Source organism: Streptomyces caniferus (assembly GCF_009811555.1).
GTDB classification, from domain to species: Bacteria; Actinomycetota; Actinomycetes; order Streptomycetales; family Streptomycetaceae; genus Streptomyces; species Streptomyces caniferus.
Map to the genome: position 1 here is coordinate 1619026 of NZ_BLIN01000005.1, position 18454 is coordinate 1637479.

The window sequence follows — 18454 nt, forward strand, 5'->3', positions numbered from 1 at the left end:
CGCAACAGCGAAGGATCATTGCGCACCGGCGCGGTGGGCGGCCGTTCGTTGCGCGCCAGGGTCCGATCGTACGGGTTCCCACGGAGCGCAGCGGACCGGGGGCCCGGGTTCCGCATACGCGACCGGCCCCGCACCGAGTCGGTGCGGGGCCGGTGAGCGGCGGTTTTGGGGCGGGTGTCACGCCCCGTGGCGGGTCAGTTCCAGCTGTCGTGCAGCGGCTTGCCCTCGGCGTAGCCGGCGGCGCTCTGCACCCCGACCACGGCCTTGTCGGCGAACTCCGCCAGCGAGCCGGCGCCCGCATAGGTGCAGGAGCTGCGGACGCCCGCGATGATCGTGTCGATCAGGTCCTCGACGCCGGGGCGCGTCTGGTCGACGAACATCCGCGAGGTGGAGATGCCCTCCTCGAAGAGTCCCTTGCGGGCCCGGTCGTAGGCCGACTCCTCGCTCGTACGGTTGCGCACCGCACGCGCGGAGGCCATGCCGAAGCTCTCCTTGTACGGCCGGCCGTCGGCGGTGTGCTGGAGGTCACCGGGCGATTCGAGGGTGCCGGCGAACCAGGAGCCGATCATGACGTTGGAGGCGCCCGCGGCCAGTGCCATCGCGACATCGCGGGGGTGGCGCACACCGCCGTCGGCCCAGACGTGTTTGCCGAACTTCTTCGCCTCGGCGGCGCACTCCAGGACCGCGGAGAACTGCGGCCGGCCGACGCCGGTCATCATCCGGGTGGTGCACATCGCGCCCGGCCCGACGCCGACCTTGATGATGTCCGCGCCGGCCTCGATCAGATCGCGGACGCCCTCGGCGGCGACGACGTTGCCCGCCACGATCGGGACCTGCGGGTCCAGCCCGCGGACCGCCCTGACCGCGGCGATCATCGACTCCTGGTGGCCGTGCGCGGTGTCCACGACGAGCGTGTCCACACCGGCTTCCAGCAGCGCCTTGGCCCGGCCGGCCACATCGCCGTTGATGCCGACGGCGGCCGCGATCCGCAGCTTGCCGTTGTCGTCCGTGGCGGGGGTGTACAGGGTGGCGCGGAGCGCGCCCTTGCGGGTGAGGATGCCGATCAGCATGCCGTCCGCGTCGACCGCGGGCGCGAGCTTGCGGTTGGCGGCGTCCAGGCGGTTGAAGGCTTCCCGCGGGTCGATGTCCGCGTCCAGGACGAGCAGGTCCTTGGACATGACCTCGGCCACCTGGGTGAAGCGGTCCACCCCGGCCAGGTCGTGCTCGGTGACGACGCCGACCGGGCGGCCGCCCTCGACGACGATGCCCGCGCCGTGCGCCCGCTTGGGCAGCAGCGCCAGGGCGTCGGCGACGGTCGCCACCGGGGACAGCACGATCGGGGTGTCCAGGACCAGGTGGCGGCGCTTGATCCAGGTCACGACGTCGGTGACGACATCGAGCGGAATGTCCTGCGGAATGACGACCAGGCCACCACGGCGGGCGACGGTCTCGGCCATCCGGCGGCCGGCGATCGCCGTCATGTTGGCGACCACGAGAGGGATGGTGGTTCCGGTCCCGTCGTGGGAGGAGAGGTCCACTCCCTGGCGGGAGCCCACGGAGGAGCGGCCGGGCACCATGAACACATCGTCGTAGGTCAGGTCGTAGGGCACCGAAGAACTCTCTTCGAGCGCGCCGTTCTTCGGATTCAGGAATCGCATACGGCCAGGATACGGGCCCTGACCAGGGCTCATGTGATAATCCGAGCCACCCCCCCGGCCGTGTGTGCGATCCGCCAAAGGGTGCCGTGACGGCGGCGAGGCCCGCGCCGGGACGGGATGCTCCGCCGCTCCGACGGGCCGCTCCGCATCGCCGCCGGTCAGGCCTGGTGCACCGCCGCTACACGCCCTGCCGGTCCCGCCCTCTGGCCATGATCACGGCCAGGCCGGTGTCCGTGTCGCGCCAGTAGCCCACCGCGTCGGCCAGTACGCCCTCGACGACGCTCCACTCGTCCGGCGCCGCGGCCGCATAGCCCTGCCAGCCCGTCACGACGAGCAGCCGGCCGCGGTCGGCCGGACACCAGGACAGATCGGTGAGGCAGTCGGCGAGCGCGTCCCAGTTGCGGCCGAACCAGTCCGGCAGCCGCAATGCACCGGCGCACCGGTCCATGAAGGCGGCCTTGTCCGCGACCCCCTCCAGGTCCAGGGACGTACCGGTCCAGCCGGCGCCCCGCGCGGCGGCCAGCGCCTGGGCCACCGAGCGCTCGGCGGGCCAGGGCAGCACCCCGGGGGGCGTACTGCCGTCGAGCACCGCCGCGAGCGGCCGGGGCACTGAACCCGTCATCGGAGCACCGCCTTGAAGGTCCGGTAGTGGTCGTCGGTGTAGTACGTCTCCTGGCTCCGGCCGGTGACGAGCCGACGGGCCCCGCGGTCCGGCGAGCCGGGTGTGGGCACCGTGTACTCGTGGTAGTGACCGCGCGGCTGACGGGGCAGCAGCCGCTCACGGTTGCCGAAGACGGTCCCGTCCTGCGGATACGGGAAGGGCCCGCCCTCGTCGATGAGCCGGAGGGTGGTCCGCGCCTGCGGGGGCAGCGCGCCGACCGGGACGGCCGGCATGCCCTGCGCCCAGTCCGGCACGCCGGAGCGGCTCGGGGCATCGGCGGCGGCCGTGGCGGTGGACCGCGGCGCGACGGACGAACTCCCGCCCGCGCCACCGCCCGTGGCACACCCGGCCAGCACGAGGAGCAGCCCGGCCAGCAGCGCGCCGAGGGCGGCGGCGGCACGGCGCGGGGCGGAGCGGATCACCATGCGCCGATGCTGTCACAGGGCCGCGCAGGCTGCTCGTCGATACCGCGCCAGGAGTGGACGGGGCGGGGCGGCGGGGCGGGCGTTCACGCGCGAGGGCGGGGCGGCGGGGCGGGCGTTCACGCGCGAGGGCGGGGCGGGCGGCCGCGGCCGTTCGCGCGAGGCGGCGGAGCAGCCACGGGCGTGCGCGCGAGGCCCCGCCCCGGCGGGGTCACGCCCCGTCAGGGTCCGCCCGGTCCAGTGCGGGGCGCGGCCCGGGGCCGGTCTCCAGCAGCAGATGGTCGGCCGCTGCGGTGTCCGTGACCAGGCTCGTCACCAGCCCGGAGCGCAGCACCGCGCCGATCGCGTCGGCCTTGCGGCGGCCGCCGGCGATGGCCACGACCTCCGGGATACGGCGGAGCCGGTCCGCCTCGACGGTGATGCAGCGCTCGCCGAGGTCCCGGCCGATCCGGCGGCCCTCGGTGTCGAAGAGGTGCGCCGACATCTCGGCGGCCGCACCCAGCGAGGCGTAGTGCTCCCGCTCCTGCTCCGACAGCATGTCGTAGACCGTCGAGACGCCCGGCTCCCAGGAGCCGATGGAGACGCAGGCGACGGTGACCTTGTCGAAGTACTCGAACGCGCGGGCGATCCCGGTCTGGCGGCGCAGCGCCTCGGCGGTCGCCGAGTCCGGCAGCAGCATCGGCGCATAGATCGGGTGCGCCTCGCCGCCGGAGACGTCGGCCGCCCGGCGCACCGCCTCGACCGAGCCGCGGTCGGCGGTGCCCGCGTCGTACACACCGGTCAACTGCACGACGGTGCACGGCGGGAGGCGGTGCAGCGCGGCCGCCATGTGAATGGTCGACCGGCCCCAGGCCAGCCCGAGCACATCGCCCTCGTTGACCAGCTCGCCGAGCAGATCGGCGGCCACCTCGCCGAGGTTCTCCGGGTCGGCGGCGTCGTCGGGCGGGGTCTGACCGCCGAAGGCGGGGGGAGCGTCCGCGGGCGATTCGACGACCACCGCGTGCCGCAGGCCGTAGCGGGCCCGCAGGGCGTCGGAGCGTTCGGCGTCCAGCTCGGAGGGCACCCGGATCTCGATCCGCACGAGATCACGTTCCAGGGCGGTCTCCAGCACCCGCGCGACCTTGAAGCGGCTGACGCCGAATTCCTCCGCGATCTGGATCTTCGACTTGTTCTCAAGATAGAAACGGCGGGCCATGGCCGCGGCCTGCACCAGCTCGGCAGGGCCCATTCCGGACTGTGGGCGGCTGGCTACCACGAAATTCTCCCCTTTTGCGCATCTGATCGAGTCTTTGCTCATCCTTTCAGAAACCCGGCGGCAACGGGGACCATGACCGCCCCGACCCTCGTGAACGCTCGGTTGCGCCACGAACAACCGGCGGCACGGTCCCCGCCCGCGCGGATTTCCATGGCGTGAATCAGTCGGGCCGCCGGTTCCCGCTCGCCGCGCTCAGTGCGCGCAGCCCCAGCCCGCCGCCGCGGTCGCCGTCTCGGCCTTCTCCCGCAGATCGCGGACCGCCTTGGCCGGGTCGTCCGCGCCGTACACCGCGGAGCCCGCCACGAACACATCGGCGCCCGCCTCCGCGCAGCGCTCGATGGTGGCCGCCGACACCCCGCCGTCCACCTGGAGACCCAGCTGCAAACCGTGCCGGGAGATCAGCTCACGGGTGCGGCGGATCTTCGGCAGCATGATGTCCAGGAACGCCTGGCCGCCGAAGCCGGGCTCCACGGTCATGATCAGCAGCATGTCGAGCTCGGGGAGCAGGTCCTCGTACGGCTCGATCGGTGTGGCCGGCTTCAGCGCCATCGACGCCCGGGCGCCCTTGGCCCGGATCTCCCGAGCCAGCCGCACCGGCGCGGCCGCCGCCTCCACGTGGAAGGTCACCGACCCGGCCCCGGCCTCGATGTACTGCGGCGCCCAGCGGTCCGGGTCCTCGATCATCAGGTGCAGATCGAGGGGCGTGTCCGTCGCCCTGCTCAGCGACTCGACGACCGGCACACCGAGGGTGAGGTTCGGGACGAAGTGGTTGTCCATGACGTCGACGTGCAGCCAGTCGGCGCCCTCGACGGCCCGCGCCTCCTCGGCGAGGCGGGCGAAGTCTGCGGACAGGATGCTGGGGTTGATCAAGGCCATGCCCCCAGTATGGCGCGAGGACCGGGGACGGGCGGAGGGGGGACGGGGCGACGGTCCCGGGAGGGGCATCCGCTGTCGGGCGGCGTCCGCGCGTCCCGGGCCGGGCCGGCGGGTGCACGGAGACGGACGCCGGGCGCCGGGCGCCGGGCGGGAAGTCAGGACACTGAGGCGTGCCCCGTGCGAGGTCACGGGCCGTACGATGCACAACCTGACTCACCCGGGGCCCAGTTGGACATGCCTGTCGGGTGTTCGTCGTCGACATCGGGATGGACGACAAGACCCACGATCCCGTACACGTCAACACGGCCGGCCGCGCGGAGACTCCGCCTCACCGTCCTTGCCCGACGGGGACGTCGCCAAGCCGGATGCTGAGCTGGGCACCCAGTTCCCGGAACCCCAGAGCCGCCGCCACACGCCGTGACGGATACGGCCGTGCTCTCCACTGCGGGAGCAGCCCGGCATCGAGAGCATGGGCCACTGCCGCGGACGCCACGGCCCGGGCCAGGCGCCGGCCCCGGCAGTGTGGAGCGACCAGCACACTCAGGTGGGCCACCGACCGTGGCCAGGACTGGTATCCGGCTGCGGCTATCACCTCGTCGCCCCGGCGAAGGCAGAACGCGGGAGAGGAGATGTCCGCCAGACCGCTCTCGCCGGCATCTTGCTCCCCGGCCAGGGCCAGGAGCGCGGCCGGGCCGCCATGACCGGCCGGCAACTGCTCGACCCCGGTACCTTCATGCGCAGGACGAAAGCCGTCGCCGTCGAGGTAGCCGAGCGAAGCGGGCCCGAGGACATCGAGCACGGGCAGCACCGCACGCAGGCGGACGATGTCGACGAGCTCTTCGTGGGACATCGTCCGCGCGACGTCGTCCATCAGCTCGGCGGCCCGCACGTTCGGCGCCGTGACGAGGGCGGCGTCACCGATCCGTACCACCCCGGTCCACGACAGCGGTGCCCAGCGCGACGTGGGCGCGACCACCACCTTCGCCCCTCCTGAGGGACCGAACTCGACCCATGTGCCCGCCAGCGCCGTCCAAAGCTCCCGGGCACGAACGAGCACGAGATCCTCAGCCATGGCGGCATCCTGCGGCCTCCGCAGCCGGAGCGCGACCGGATTCCGCACGGGCGGTCCGCTCCGTACCGCGGAACTCCGCCCAGCCTCGCTCTCTTTGAGCGTCGACAGCATCGCGCGGGATACCTGAGAATCTGCCGGCTGGCACGAGGCACGACAGCGTCCGGCGCCTTCTCCGGGGCCTACGGGCCGGACAGGGGCCCCGGCGGGTGAGGCGAGGTCATTCCGTTCCGGGGCGCTACGGCGCGCTCCGCTCAGCCGGTCCGTCGCAGCAGCGCCAGGTACATCGCGTCCGTGCCGTGCAGATGCGGCCACAGCTGGACGTCCGGGCCGTCGCCGAGGGCCGGTACGCCGGGCATCAGGGGGCGGGCGTCGACCCACTCCACCTGCACCGGGTCGCCGCCCCGCCCCTTGAGGACGTCGTCCACCACGGCCCGGGTCTCGGCCGGGTGCGGTGAGCAGGTCGCATAGCCGACGACGCCGCCGACCCGTACGGCGGCGAGCGCCTGCCGGAGCAGTTCGCGCTGCAGCGGGGCGAACCCGTCCAGGTCCTCGGGACGGCGCCGCCAGCGCGCCTCGGGCCGGCGGCGCAGCGCGCCCAGGCCGGTGCACGGCACGTCGACCAGCACCCGGTCGAAGGCGCCGGGCCGCCAGGCCGGACGCGTGCCGTCGGCGGCGATGACCGCGTACGGGCCCGGGTTGCCGTCGAGCGCCCGTGCCACCAGACGTGCGCGGTGCGGCTGCTTCTCCGACGCCAGCAGGGCGGCACCGCGCTCGGCCGCGAGCGCCGCCAGCAGCGCCGCCTTGCCGCCGGGGCCCGCGCAGCCGTCGAGCCAGGCACGGTCGGGACCCTCGACGGGTGCGTTCGCCAGCGCGAGGGCGACGAGCTGACTGCCCTCGTCCTGCACCCCGGCGCGCCCTTCGCGGACCGGGTCCAGGGCGCCCGGCTCGCCGCCTTCCGCGAGCCGCACGGCGTACGGGGACCAGCGCCCGGGAAGCGCGCTGTCCTCGCCGACCGTCGTCAGGAGCTCCTCGGCGGTGGACCGGCCGGGCCGGGCCACCAGCGTCACCTCGGGGCGTTCGTTGTCCGCCTCCAGCAGGTCCTCGATACCGGCCCGGCCCCCGCCGAGCGCGTCCCACAGCGCCGAGACGATCCAGCGGGGGTGCGCGTGCACGATGCCGAGATGGTCCTCGGGATCCTCGTCGTACTCGGGGGCGACCCGCTCCAGCCAGCCGTCCCGGTCATGGGCGGCGATCTTGCGCAGGACCGCGTTGACGAACTTCGCCCGCCCGTCGCCCAGCACCACCCGCGCCAGCTCGACGCTGGCGCTCACCGCCGCATGCGTCGGAATGCGGGTGCCGAGCAACTGGTGCGCCCCGAGGGTCAGCACGTCCAGGACCGGCGGGTCCACCTCCCGCAGCGGCCGGTCCACGCACTGCGCGATGATCGCGTCGTACGTGCCCTGCCACCGCAGCGTCCCGTAGACCAGCTCCGTCGCCAGCGCCGCGTCGCGGCCGTCGAAGTCGCCGCCCTCGCGCGCCTTGCGCAGCAACGGCGGCAACACGAGGTTCGCGTAGGCGTCCCGCTCGTCGACGGCCCGCAACGCCTCGAACGCGAGGATCCTGACCGGGTCCTTCTGCGGGCGACGATGGGGCTTGCTGGGGCGACGACGCGGCTGCTGACTCACAGAAAAGGTGCTCCGGATACGAGATGAGGGGTCCGTCCCAGCCTACGCGGGCCCGCGACCGGACCGCGCGGGGAGGCCGGACGAGGACCGGGACCGGAGCAGCCATCCGGCGGCTGAGGGTCCCGGTCCGGCGGCTACCGGTCCCCGTCCCACGACTGCGGGTCCCGCCTCGGACGGCCAAGTGTCAGTCCCCCAGCCGCTCCCCGGCCTCGATCCGCACCCCGCGCGCCCAGTCCGCCGCCTTCATCGGCTTCTTGCCCTGCGGCTGGACCCAGACGAGTTCGACGGGGTGGCTGCCGGTGCCGACGTACACCGCCTTCTTCGTCACCGCGAGGTTGCCCGGCGCGAGAGCGGGTTCGGTGTGCCCCGCGGCGAGAACGGCCGACATCAGCTTGAGGCGCTCGCCGCGGAAGACCGTCCAGGCCCCGGGCGCGGGCGCACAGCCGCGGATCACCCGGTCGACCCGCAGCGCGGGCGCCGCCCAGTCCACCTTGGCGTCCTCGACCTCGATCTTCGGCGCGAGCGTGACCCCCTCGGCCGGCTGCGGCACGGCCTGCAGCGTGCCGTCCTCGATGCCGTCCATCGTCGCCACGAGCAGCCCGGAACCGGCGAACGCCAGCCGGGTCAGCAGGTCGCCGCTGGTGTCCGTCGGCCGGACCTGCTCGGTCAGCACCCCGAAGACCGGGCCGGAGTCCAGTCCGGTCTCGATCTGGAACGTCGAGGCACCCGTCACCTCGTCCCCCGCCAGCACCGCATGCTGCACGGGCGCCGCGCCGCGCCACGCGGGCAGCAGCGAGAAGTGCAGATTGACCCACCCCTTGGCGGGGATGTCGAGCGCGGACTTCGGCAGCAGCGCGCCGTAGGCGACCACCGGACAGCAGTCCGGCGCGATCTCCCGCAGCCGGGCCAGGAAGTCCTCGTCGCGCGGCTTGACGGGCTTGAGCACCTCGATGCCCGCCTCCTGCGCGCGCTCGGCGACCGGGCTGGCGACCAGCTTCCGGCCGCGCCCTGCCGGTGCGTCGGGCCGGGTGACGACGGCCACGACCTCGTGCCGGTCCGAGGCGATCAGGGCATCGAGGGCGGGTACGGCGACCTCGGGGGTGCCGGCGAAGACAAGCCTCATGGGTGGCGATCTACCTCTCACACGCAGCGGAACGACACACCAGTCTAGGGGTCCCGTCCCAGGCCATGGGCCGTGGATCCAGGGGGCGTACACGATTTCCCGCGCCTCGTACGGAAGCTCGTACGCCCCCATACCGTGACCAGAGCCGCTGCTGTCGCGTTGGTCAAACAGCATTGACCCGGACCGGGCCGCTTCGGCCCGCTTCCCTTCACCCTTCCTTTTCCACGCCGGTTCGAGAGGCTTGCTCATGGCCGACCACGCAACCCACGACGCCCAGGCGCGCGCCAGCCTGCATCTCCTGGTGCGGGACATCGAACGGGTGCGCCGGCAGGTGGACGCCCTGCGCACGCTGACCGCTCAGCTCGGCAACGTCTACCGGCCGCGGCGCACCGGCCCCTCCGCGGGCTTCGTCGTCTACGGACGCGCGCCCGCCCCGACGGTGCGCCTCGCCCAGGAGCTGCGGGACAGCGTCGAAACGCTCGTCACGGCCGCGGTCGACTTCGACCGTTCGCTGGGATTCTCCTGGGACGCGGTGGGCTCGGCACTCGGCGTCACCAAGCAGGCGGTGCACCGCCGTTACGGTGCCCGCCGGGCCGCCGCCCAGACCGCCGCGGAGAGCAACGGCGCCGAGGCGCCGGTGCGTTCACCCGAGGCGGCCGCGACCCGTGCGATGACCGTGGCCGCGGGCCTGCCCGGCTCCGCGTCCGTCCCGGCCGCCCGCTCCATGCCCGCCCAGTCCTCCGCGCTCTCCCGTGACGAGGCGGCGCGTCCGGGCGCCTTCCCCGGCCCCCGCAACGGCTGAGCCGCCCCGGCACCGAGCGCACTCCGCTCCCCCGCCACGCGCCAACGCCCCGGGACCACCACCGACATCGGTCCCGGGGCGGCGCCATGCCCGGGGACCGCGGGCGCGCGGGGCATGGGGGTCACAGCGCGTCGCCACCGGAGGACGCCTCGGGGTGACACGGCATCACGCCCCGACCCGGGCCTCCGCACTCGCCGCTCGGGCCACCCGCACCCGCATCGGCAGCACCGCAGCTCCCGCACCCTCCCCCGGGCCTCACCCCAGATCCGGCGGATCGATCCGTACCCGTACCGCCTCCCCCTCCCGCTTGACCAGCCGGGCCGCGCGGGCGGCCTTGAGCGCCGCGGCGAGGGCGGCGCCCTGGCCGGGGCGGACGCGGACCAGTGCGCGTTCCCACTGTTCGCCCGGCGGGGGGTCGCCCGGCCGACGCGGGCGCGCGGGGTCCGGCACCGACAGCGGGACGGGTCCCAACACCTCGGCACCCGCCGGGAGTTCGGCGTCCCTCAGCAGCTCGACGACATCCTCGGCGCGGCCGGCGACGGAGGCCATCCGCGACACCGGGGGGAATCCCAGCTCGGCCCGCTCGGCCAGCTCGCGGACGGCATGGCCGGCCGGGTCCCAGCGCACCAGCGCCTGCACCGGACGCAGCGTCGGCTCCGCGATCACCGCGACGGTGCCGCCCTCCGCCTGGCCGCGGACCAGCGCTGCGGCGCCCAGCCAGCGGCGCAGCGCCTCCTCGCCCGCCCGCAGGTCCGGCCGCCCCAGCAGCGCCCAGCCGTCCAGCAGCAGCGCCGCCGCGTATCCGCCGCCCTCGGCCACCGGTTCCGCGCCCGGTGTGCTCACCACGAGCGCGGGAGCAGCCGGAACCGATGCCAGCACATGGTCGCGCCCCGAGGTCCGCACCGGGACCGACGGGAACACCCGGCCCAACTCCTCGGCCGTCCGCCGGGCCCCCACGATCTGGGCCCGGAGCCGGAATCCGCCGCACTCGGCACAGTGCCAGCCCGGCTCCGGCCGCCCGCACCACGCACAGGCCAGCTCCCCCGCGTCCTGCGACTCCAGCGGGCCCGCGCAGGCCCGGCAGCGCGCGGGGGTACGGCACCGTTCACAGGCCAGCCGGGGCGCATATCCCCGCCGCGGGACCTGGACGAGGACCGGGCCGTGCTTGAGGCCCTCGCGCACCACCTGCCAGGCCATCGACGGCAGCCGGGCGGCGCGCGCGGCGGCGTCCCGCGCCTCGTCGCCGTCGCCGACCGTACGCACCAGGGGCGCCGCGGTGCGCACCTGTTCGCGTTCGGCGGTCAGCGGGCGCGCCCAGCCCGTCTCGACCAGCTGGGCCGCCTCGACCGTGCAGCTCAGCCCGCCCAGCAGACATCCGGCGCGCTCGTTGACCGACCGCTGGATGAGGACCTCACGGGCGTGCGGCTGGGGTGCATGGGGGTCGCTGTGGCTGGCGTCCCCGTCGTCCCACAGGGCGACCAGGCCCAGGTCGGCGACCGGCGCGAACATCGCCGCACGTGTCCCGATCACGGCGCGCACCGCGCCCCGGCTGACCGCCAGCCAGCGGCGGTAGCGCTCCTCGGGCCCGGCATCGGCGGTCAGCAGCACATGCCGGCCCTCCCCGATCAGCTCGCCGAGCGCCTCGTCCACCCGCGCGGCGGCCCGCCCGTCCGGCACCACCACCAGCGCACCACGCCCCCCGGCCAGCGCCGCGGCCGCGGCCCGCGCCAGCTCCTGCGGCCAGGTCGCCCCGGGCAGCGCGGTCCACACCGCCCGCGGCGCATCGCCCCGCGTCAGCGCTGCCAGGAACCCGGGACCCGCCCCGTAACGCTCCCAACTTCCGGGCTCCGGCGGCGCGTTGGGCGGCAGCGGGGCCGGTGACGGCTTGGCCTCCGCCCGCGCCCGGCGCGGCGGCACGGCCAGCTGCACCACATCGGCGAGCGTCCCGGCATAGCGGTCCGCCACCGCCCGGCACAGCCCCAGCAGCTCGGGCGTCAGCACCCGCTCGGACGACAGCACCTGCGCGATCGGGGCGAGCACTCCGCGGTAGTCGCTCTCCGCGACCCGCTCCACGATGAAGCCGCTGACCAGCTTGCCGCCCTCACGACGGCCGCCCTTCTCCCCCGCGCCGAACCGCACCCGCACCCGCACCCCGGGCTGCGCCTCGGCGTCCATCGCCGCGGGCACCGCGTAGTCGAAGTACCGGTCGAGGTGCACCAGCCCCTTGTCGACCAGCACCCGCGCCACCGGCAGCTCGGCGGCGAGCTCGGCTCCCCGCCAGGTCCGCGGCTTCGCCCGCTCCGTCTTGGTCTCCCGCACGGCCTCGCGGATGAGGGCCAACTGCTCGCCCGCATCCGAAGCCCCCGCCTCCGGTCGCCCGTTCTCCCTGCTCACAGCATCAGTCTTAGCAGACGGCACGGACATCGAGCGGCGGCCTGTGGACAGCCGACGGCCCCGGACCGTCGAGCGGTCCGGGGCCGTGGGTCACTTCACGGGCGGTAGGAAAACCGGCGGGATCAGAGCCCCGCGGCCTTCTTCAGCGCCTCCACGCGGTCGGTGCGCTCCCAGGTGAAGTCCTCCAGCTCACGGCCGAAGTGGCCGTAGGCGGCGGTCTGGGCGTAGATCGGGCGGAGCAGATCGAGGTCGCGGATGATGGCGGCCGGGCGGAGGTCGAAGACCTCGCCGATCGCCTGCTCGATCTTGTCGGTGTCGACGGTCGCGGTGCCGAAGGTCTCGACGAAGAGACCGACCGGCTCGGCCTTGCCGATGGCGTAGGCGACCTGGACCTCGCAGCGGGCCGCGAGGCCGGCGGCGACGACGTTCTTGGCGACCCAGCGCATCGCGTAGGCGGCCGAGCGGTCGACCTTGGACGGGTCCTTGCCGGAGAAGGCGCCGCCACCGTGGCGGGCCATGCCGCCGTAGGTGTCGATGATGATCTTGCGGCCGGTGAGGCCGGCGTCGCCCATCGGGCCGCCGATCTCGAAGCGGCCGGTCGGGTTGACCAGCAGCCGGTAGCCGTCGGTGTCCAGCTTGATGCCGTCCTCGACGAGCTGGTTGAGGACGTGCTCGACGACGAACTCGCGGATGTCGGGAGCGAGCAGCGAGTCGAGGTCGATGTCGCTGGCGTGCTGCGAGGAGACCACGACGGTGTCGAGACGGACGGCCTTGTGGCCGTCGTACTCGATGGTGACCTGGGTCTTGCCGTCGGGGCGGAGGTAGGGGATGGTCCCGTTCTTGCGGACCTCTGACAGGCGCTTCGACAGGCGGTGCGCGAGGTTGATCGGGAGCGGCATCAGCTCCGGCGTCTCGTCGCAGGCGTAGCCGAACATCAGGCCCTGGTCGCCCGCGCCCTGCCGGTCCAGCTCGTCGTCGTCGCCCTCGACACGGTTCTCGTACGCGGTGTCGACACCCTGGGCGATGTCCGGGGACTGCGCGCCGATGGACACCGAGACGCCGCAGGAAGCGCCGTCGAAGCCCTTCTTGGACGAGTCGTAGCCGATGTCCAGGATCTTGTTGCGGACGAGATTGGGGATGTCGGCGTACGCCTTCGTCGTCACCTCGCCGGCCACATGCACCAGGCCGGTGGTGATCAACGTCTCCACGGCGACCCGGGAGGTCGGGTCCTCCTTGAGGAGAGCGTCGAGGATGGTGTCGCTGATCTGGTCAGCGATCTTGTCGGGGTGGCCCTCGGTGACGGACTCCGAGGTGAAGAGGCGGCGGGACACATCGCTCCCTGGGGTTGCAGCGGCTGCTGGCTGATCATTGGCGGAACGGCCGAGAGCTGCGCTCGGCCCGATCCGCTCGCCAGTTTATCGGTCGTGTGCGGCGTTCGGGCACGCGGTCTCGATTTATGGACCCCCCGTGACCTGGGACACCACGGCCCGAGGTAGGACGATCACCTCGAGAATGGACCGGGTCAAGAGGACATGCCGGATTTTAGGGGGCCGGTGGAGTGATCACGGGACCCCTGTGGACATCTCAGGGGCGAATCTCGGCCAGTCGGGGGGCGACCAGGTCCCATACGGTGTCGGCCAGGTCTTCCTTGGGTCCGTACGGGACCGGGGTCTCGGTTCCGTCGGCCGCCAGGATCACCGCCTCGTTCTCGCCCGAGCCGAAGGTCTTGTGCTCCCCGACCTCATTGACGACCAGCAGGTCACACCCCTTGCGGGCGAGCTTGGCACGGCCGTTGGCGAGCACGTCGTCGGTCTCCGCGGCGAAGCCGACCACGAGCCGGCCGGGGTGGGTCCGCTCGGCGGAGAGCTCGGCAAGAATGTCCGGATTCCTCACCAGAGTGACCGGTTCCGGCTCCTGACCCTCGACCTTCTTGATCTTGCCGGTGGTGTAGACGGCGGGCCGGAAATCGGCGACGGCGGCGGCCATGACCACCGCATCGGCGTCCGCGGCGGCCTTCAGGACCGCCTCGTGGAGCTGACGGGCCGTGCCGATGCGGATCACGTCCACCCCGGCCGGATCGGGCAGCTCGGTGTTGCCGGCGACCAGCGTGACCCGGGCGCCGCGGGCCACCGCCGTACGGGCCAGCGCGTAGCCCTGCTTGCCGGAGGAGCGGTTGCCCAGGTAGCGGACGGGGTCCAGCGGCTCGCGGGTACCGCCCGCGCTGACCACCACATGACGGCCGGCGAGGTCCTGCTCCGTGGCCCGGGCGCCGCGGGCCAGCACCCGGCGACAGAACGCGAAGATCTCGGCCGGGTCGGGGAAGCGGCCCTTGCCGGTGTCGACACCGGTCAGCCGGCCGACCGCCGGATCGATGACGAGGGCGCCGCGGCGGCGCAGCGTGGCGACGTTCTCCTGCGTGGCGGGGTTCTCCCACATCTCGGTGTGCATCGCCGGGGCGAAGACCACCGGGCAGCGCGCGGTGAGCAGGGTGTTGGTCAGCAGGTCGTCGGCGAGGCCGTGAGCGGCCTTGGCGAGCAGGTCGGCGGTGGCGGGGGCGACCACGACGAGGTCGGCGGCCTGGCCGATCCGGACGTGCGGGACCTCGTGGACGGATTCCCAGACCTCGGTGCCCGCCGGGTTGCCGGACAGCGCCGACCAGGTGGCCTCGCCGACGAAGTGCAGCGCCGAGGCGGTCGGCACGACCCGTACGTCGTGCCCGGACTCGGTCAGCCGCCGCAGCAGCTCGCACGCCTTGTAGGCGGCGATCCCGCCGCTGACCCCCAGGACGACCCTGGGCCGCTCCCGCTCACGCTTGTCCATCGCTTCGCCGCTCCCCGGGCCTAGGTCCCTACGTATGCCCCTATGACACACCAAGGGCCCGGCGGTCGCGCCGCCGGGCCCCAGGTGAAATGTGCTGCTGCTTACTGCGCCGGGCCCTCGATGGCCTCGGAGGTCAGCAGGCCCGCGTTGATCTCGCGGAGCGCGATCGACAGGGGCTTCTCGTGGACGTGGGTGTCCACGAGCGGGCCGACGTACTCGAGCAGGCCCTCGCCGAGCTGCGAGTAGTACGCGTTGATCTGCCGCGCGCGCTTGGCGGCGTAGATCACCAGGCTGTACTTCGAATCGGTGGCCTCGAGAAGCTCATCAATGGGCGGGTTGATGATGCCCTCGGGTGCGGTGATGGAAGAGGACACTCTCTGCCTTCCGAAGGGGGATGAAGCGGGGGTGTTGCGCAAAGTCTTGGACGGTCCGGGGAGCTGAGCGGTCAGCCGCTGGTGTTCTCGTCTCCGGATCGATTCAGCATCAAGGCTAGCAGCTCACGGCTGACGTCCTCGACGGAGGTGTTGACAAGCGTCACATCGAACTCCTTCTCCGCCGCCAGTTCGATCCTGGCGGCGGCCAGCCGGCGCTCGATGACCTCCGGCGCCTCCGTGCCCCGGCCGGTGAGCCGGCGGACCAGCTCGTCCCAGCTCGGCGGGGCCAGGAAGACCAGGTTGGCCTCCGCCATGGACTCGCGGACCTGGCGGGCGCCCTGCAGGTCGATCTCCAGCAGGACGGGCTCCCCGGACTCCAGCCGGTCCAGCACCGCCTTGCGGGGGGTGCCGTACCGGTTGCCCGCGAATTCGGCCCATTCGAGCAGCTCACCGTTGGCGATGAGCTTGTCGAATTCGCCGTCGTCGACGAAGAAGTACTGGACGCCGTGCCGCTCCCCGGGGCGCGGCTTGCGGGTGGTGGCCGACACCGAGAGCCAGACCTCGGGGTGGACCTTGCGCATATGCGCGACGACCGTGCTCTTGCCGACCCCGGAGGGGCCGGAGAGCACGGTCAGTCGCGGTTGTCTGGCCGGGGGCGCGGGGGTCGTCCCCCCGGAGACTGCAGAACTCATGCAGCGATTATTCCAGCTTCCCGGTCATGCCGGAAAATTCAGGAAGCTGTGCTGCCGAACTCGCGCTCCAGCGACGCGATCTGGTTGGAGCCAAGACCCCGGACACGGCGGCTCTCGGAGATCCCGAGTCGCTCCATGATCTGCTTGGCGCGGACCTTGCCGACGCCCGGCAGGGACTCCAGGAGGGCGGAGACCTTCATCTTGCCGATGACGTCGTTCTCCTGGCCCTGCTTGATGACCTCATGGAGGGAAGCACCGGAGTGCTTGAGTCGATTCTTGACCTCGGCGCGCTCCCGGCGAGCCGCGGCGGCCTTCTCGAGCGCGGCTGCGCGCTGTTCAGGGGTAAGGGGCGGAAGAGCCACGCCTACGTCACCTCGGATGTCGAACTGTCGGATACGGACCAGTGTGGAACCTAGTCACCCCGCACCTGCGGAGCAACGAGCAACGCGCTTACGTGCAGTGCTCTCGTCGGAGACTAGCGCCAGAGGGCGCCAGAGTCAGCGAGAACAAGCGAAAAGTCCTGGTCAGACTCTGCTGACCAGGACAATTCGGGACCAAAGTCCCCGCCGGAGGGCTCTTAATCGAGCGCGGTCCGCACTTCGTCGGTGAATCGGTCCGCCGCGGCGCGCAGTGCCGCGGTGTCCGGACCGTGCCGCAGCACCCCCCGGCTGACGCTCGGCACGACGTTGCGCACGGCGTCCCCGAAGACCTTCGGGAGGTCGGCGGGGGTGGCGCCCTGGGCGCCGATGCCGGGGGCGAGCAGCGGGCCGTTGATCGCCAGGTCGAACGAGGAGAGATCGCCGAGCGTGGCGCCGACGACCGCGCCGAAGGAGCCCAGCGGCTCGGCACCGGCGTTCTCGGCGGCGAGGTGGCCGAGCATGGTCGCGGCGAGCGTACGGCCGTCCTCGCGCACCGCCCGCTGGACCTCGGCGCCCTCCGGGTTGGAGGTGAGGGCGAGGACGAAGAGCCCGGCGCCGCTCTCGCGGGCCAGCTCGACGGCTGGCCGCAGCGAGCCGTAGCCGAGGTACGGGGAGACGGTCAGCGCGTCGGAGAACAGCGGCGAGTCCTTGCGCAGGTAGGTCTCCGCGTAAGCGGCCATGGTCGAGCCGATGTCGCCGCGCTTGGCGTCCATCAGGACCAGGGCGCCGCGCTCGCGGGCCTCCTCGACGGCGGTCTCCAGTACGGCCAGGCCGCGCGAGCCGAAGCGCTCGAAGAACGCGGATTGTGGCTTGAAGAGCGCCACCGTCTCGCCGAGGGCCTCCACCACGGTCCGGGTGAACCGCGCCAGGCCCGCGACATCGTCGCTCAGGCCCCAGTCGGCCAGCAGCGAGGCATGCGGGTCGATACCGACGCAGAGCGGGCCCCGCTCGTCCATGGCGCGGCGCAGGCGGGCCCCGAAGGGGTTCGCAGACGCATCCTGCGGCCCGGAGGGCCTCGGTGAGGGGTGGTGGTCGGGCGACGGGCGGGCGCCGAAGGGCTCCTGGCTCATGCGGTCACCTTCTTGTGCTCGGCGCCGACGGCGTCGGCGAGGGTGGCGTAGGGGCTGTTGCGCAGGCGGGCGGCGAGGCCCTTGTGGATCGCGCGGCACCAGAACGGGCCCTGGTAGATGAAGGCGCTGTAGCCCTGGACGAGGGTGGCGCCGGCGAGGATGCGCTGCCAGGCGTCCTCGGCGTTCTCGATGCCCCCCACCCCGATGAGGGTGACCTTGTCGCCGACGCGGGCGTAGAGGCGGCGCAGCACCTCCAGGGAGCGCTCCTTGACGGGCGCGCCGGACAGGCCGCCGGTCTCGGCGGTCAGCTTCGGGTCGGAGGCCAGGCCGAGGCTCTCGCGGGCGATGGTGGTGTTGGTGGCGATGATCCCGTCCAGGCCCAGCTCGACGGCCAGGTCGGCGACGGCGTCCACGTCGGCGTCGGCGAGGTCCGGAGCGATCTTGACCAGCAGCGGGACCCGGCGGTCGGTGACCGTACGGTCGGCGGCCTCGCGTACGGCCGTCAGCAGCGGGCGCAGGTGGTCGACGGCCTGGAGGTTGCGCAGCCCCGGGGTGTTCGGGGAGGAGACGTTGACGACCAGGTAGTCGGCGTGCCGGGCGAGGCGCTCGGTGGAGGTGACGTAGTCGGCGCTCGCCTCGGCCTCCGGGACGACCTTGGTCTTGCCGATGTTGACGCCGACGGTGGCCGGGAAGACCGGGCGGCGGGCGGCCAGACGGGCCGCCACGGACGCGGAGCCGTCGTTGTTGAAGCCCATCCGGTTGATCAGCGCACGGTCCGGCACGAGCCGGAACAGGCGCTTCTTGGGGTTGCCGGGCTGGGCCTGGCCGGTGACCGTGCCGATCTCGACATGGTCGAAGCCGAGCACGGTCATCCCGTCGATCGCGACGGCGTTCTTGTCGAAGCCGGCGGCCAGGCCGAAGGGGCCGTGCATCCGGCGTCCCAGGGCCTCGGTGCGCAGCTCCCGGTAGCGGGGGGCGAGGGCGGCCGCCAGGAAGGTGCGCAGCACGGGGATGCGCACGGCCAGCTGGATCCAGCGGAAGGCCAGGTGGTGGGCCTGCTCGGGGTCCATGCGCTTGAAGATCAGGTGGAAGAAGAGGCGGTACATCGTCGGGTGGGCCTTCCGGGGTGAG

General features: G+C 73.0%; 17 protein-coding genes. 1 reads left to right on the forward strand and 16 read right to left on the reverse strand.

From position 1 onward, the window contains the following. Nucleotides 1-194: 194 nt before the first annotated feature. The 8 genes from Scani_RS23700 to fmt form a co-directional block, all read right to left on the reverse strand. Entirely contained in the window at nucleotides 195-1658 is a 1464-nt protein-coding gene (locus Scani_RS23700) for a GuaB1 family IMP dehydrogenase-related protein (RefSeq protein WP_159479626.1), read from the reverse strand. Nucleotides 1659-1836: 178 nt separating this feature from the next. Continuing rightward, complete coding sequence (locus tag Scani_RS23705) at nucleotides 1837-2280, reverse strand: barstar family protein (RefSeq protein WP_159479628.1); 444 nt, start codon at nucleotides 2278-2280, stop codon at nucleotides 1837-1839. Then, the gene (locus tag Scani_RS23710; RefSeq protein ID WP_159479630.1) at nucleotides 2277-2744 is read right to left on the reverse strand and encodes a guanyl-specific ribonuclease; all 468 of its coding nucleotides are present in this window, start codon (nucleotides 2742-2744) and stop codon (nucleotides 2277-2279) included. Before Scani_RS23710 ends, Scani_RS23705 begins: the two co-directional genes overlap by 4 nt. A gap of 208 nt (nucleotides 2745-2952) precedes the next feature. Beyond that, nucleotides 2953-3969 carry a sugar-binding transcriptional regulator gene (locus tag Scani_RS23715; RefSeq protein ID WP_159479632.1) on the reverse strand — a complete coding sequence of 339 codons (1017 nt, stop codon included), beginning with the start codon at nucleotides 3967-3969 and terminating at the stop codon, nucleotides 2953-2955. 219 nt (nucleotides 3970-4188) lie between these two features. Further along, the gene (gene rpe, locus Scani_RS23720) at nucleotides 4189-4872 is read right to left on the reverse strand and encodes a ribulose-phosphate 3-epimerase (protein WP_159479634.1); all 684 of its coding nucleotides are present in this window, start codon (nucleotides 4870-4872) and stop codon (nucleotides 4189-4191) included. A 328-nt stretch (nucleotides 4873-5200) separates the two neighbouring features. Next, nucleotides 5201-5944, reverse strand: a complete 744-nt coding sequence (locus Scani_RS23725) for a GNAT family N-acetyltransferase (protein WP_159479636.1) — start codon at nucleotides 5942-5944, stop codon at nucleotides 5201-5203. Between the two features lie 251 nt (nucleotides 5945-6195). Then, complete coding sequence (locus tag Scani_RS23730) at nucleotides 6196-7629, reverse strand: RsmB/NOP family class I SAM-dependent RNA methyltransferase (RefSeq protein ID WP_159479638.1); 1434 nt, start codon at nucleotides 7627-7629, stop codon at nucleotides 6196-6198. Between the two features lie 184 nt (nucleotides 7630-7813). Continuing rightward, complete coding sequence (fmt, locus tag Scani_RS23735; protein WP_159479640.1) at nucleotides 7814-8752, reverse strand: methionyl-tRNA formyltransferase; 939 nt, start codon at nucleotides 8750-8752, stop codon at nucleotides 7814-7816. Between the two features lie 247 nt (nucleotides 8753-8999). Here fmt and Scani_RS23740 point away from each other — a divergent pair, with 247 nt between their 5' ends. Next, nucleotides 9000-9554 carry a hypothetical protein gene (locus tag Scani_RS23740; RefSeq protein WP_159479642.1) on the forward strand — a complete coding sequence of 185 codons (555 nt, stop codon included), beginning with the start codon at nucleotides 9000-9002 and terminating at the stop codon, nucleotides 9552-9554. Nucleotides 9555-9809: 255 nt separating this feature from the next. Here Scani_RS23740 and Scani_RS23745 read toward each other — a convergent pair whose 3' ends face one another. From Scani_RS23745 to Scani_RS23780, 8 genes are all read right to left on the reverse strand, one after another. Next, on the reverse strand, nucleotides 9810-11948 hold the full coding sequence (locus tag Scani_RS23745; RefSeq protein ID WP_159479644.1) for a primosomal protein N': 2139 nt from the start codon (nucleotides 11946-11948) through the stop codon (nucleotides 9810-9812). 122 nt (nucleotides 11949-12070) lie between these two features. Continuing rightward, a complete protein-coding gene (gene metK, locus Scani_RS23750) occupies nucleotides 12071-13279 on the reverse strand; it encodes a methionine adenosyltransferase (RefSeq protein WP_159479646.1) in 1209 nt (402 codons plus the stop codon). A 253-nt stretch (nucleotides 13280-13532) separates the two neighbouring features. Next, nucleotides 13533-14768, reverse strand: a complete 1236-nt coding sequence (gene coaBC / locus Scani_RS23755) for a bifunctional phosphopantothenoylcysteine decarboxylase/phosphopantothenate--cysteine ligase CoaBC (protein ID WP_159479648.1) — start codon at nucleotides 14766-14768, stop codon at nucleotides 13533-13535. A 101-nt stretch (nucleotides 14769-14869) separates the two neighbouring features. Next, nucleotides 14870-15142: a DNA-directed RNA polymerase subunit omega gene (gene rpoZ, locus Scani_RS23760; protein ID WP_005319902.1), complete on the reverse strand. Its 273-nt coding sequence runs from the start codon at nucleotides 15140-15142 to the stop codon at nucleotides 14870-14872. 71 nt (nucleotides 15143-15213) lie between these two features. Next, nucleotides 15214-15834 carry a guanylate kinase gene (gene gmk / locus Scani_RS23765; protein WP_159479650.1) on the reverse strand — a complete coding sequence of 207 codons (621 nt, stop codon included), beginning with the start codon at nucleotides 15832-15834 and terminating at the stop codon, nucleotides 15214-15216. A gap of 38 nt (nucleotides 15835-15872) precedes the next feature. Continuing rightward, nucleotides 15873-16196: an integration host factor gene (locus Scani_RS23770; RefSeq protein ID WP_006607450.1), complete on the reverse strand. Its 324-nt coding sequence runs from the start codon at nucleotides 16194-16196 to the stop codon at nucleotides 15873-15875. Between the two features lie 215 nt (nucleotides 16197-16411). Then, nucleotides 16412-17323, reverse strand: coding sequence for an orotidine-5'-phosphate decarboxylase (pyrF, locus tag Scani_RS23775; protein ID WP_159479652.1), 912 nt, complete (start codon nucleotides 17321-17323; stop codon nucleotides 16412-16414). Further along, nucleotides 17320-18429, reverse strand: a complete 1110-nt coding sequence (locus Scani_RS23780) for a quinone-dependent dihydroorotate dehydrogenase (protein WP_159479654.1) — start codon at nucleotides 18427-18429, stop codon at nucleotides 17320-17322. The genes pyrF and Scani_RS23780 overlap by 4 nt, the downstream gene beginning before the upstream one ends. Between the last annotated feature and the right edge of the window lie 25 nt (nucleotides 18430-18454).

What these genes read in the sequence shown, in the direction of transcription:
- coaBC (WP_159479648.1), bottom strand. Translation starts at nt 14,768, where the DNA reads ATGGACAAGCGTGAGCGGGAGCGGCCCAGGGTCGTCCTGGGGGTCAGC.
- Scani_RS23700 (WP_159479626.1), bottom strand. Translation starts at nt 1,658, where the DNA reads ATGCGATTCCTGAATCCGAAGAACGGCGCGCTCGAAGAGAGTTCTTCG.
- fmt (WP_159479640.1), bottom strand. Translation starts at nt 8,752, where the DNA reads ATGAGGCTTGTCTTCGCCGGCACCCCCGAGGTCGCCGTACCCGCCCTC.
- Scani_RS23710 (WP_159479630.1), bottom strand. Translation starts at nt 2,744, where the DNA reads ATGGTGATCCGCTCCGCCCCGCGCCGTGCCGCCGCCGCCCTCGGCGCG.
- Scani_RS23740 (WP_159479642.1), top strand. Translation starts at nt 9,000, where the DNA reads ATGGCCGACCACGCAACCCACGACGCCCAGGCGCGCGCCAGCCTGCAT.
- Scani_RS23705 (WP_159479628.1), bottom strand. Translation starts at nt 2,280, where the DNA reads ATGACGGGTTCAGTGCCCCGGCCGCTCGCGGCGGTGCTCGACGGCAGT.
- pyrF (WP_159479652.1), bottom strand. Translation starts at nt 17,323, where the DNA reads ATGAGCCAGGAGCCCTTCGGCGCCCGCCCGTCGCCCGACCACCACCCC.
- Scani_RS23780 (WP_159479654.1), bottom strand. Translation starts at nt 18,429, where the DNA reads ATGTACCGCCTCTTCTTCCACCTGATCTTCAAGCGCATGGACCCCGAG.
- Scani_RS23725 (WP_159479636.1), bottom strand. Translation starts at nt 5,944, where the DNA reads ATGGCTGAGGATCTCGTGCTCGTTCGTGCCCGGGAGCTTTGGACGGCG.
- Scani_RS23715 (WP_159479632.1), bottom strand. Translation starts at nt 3,969, where the DNA reads ATGGGCCCTGCCGAGCTGGTGCAGGCCGCGGCCATGGCCCGCCGTTTC.
- rpe (WP_159479634.1), bottom strand. Translation starts at nt 4,872, where the DNA reads ATGGCCTTGATCAACCCCAGCATCCTGTCCGCAGACTTCGCCCGCCTC.
- gmk (WP_159479650.1), bottom strand. Translation starts at nt 15,834, where the DNA reads ATGAGTTCTGCAGTCTCCGGGGGGACGACCCCCGCGCCCCCGGCCAGA.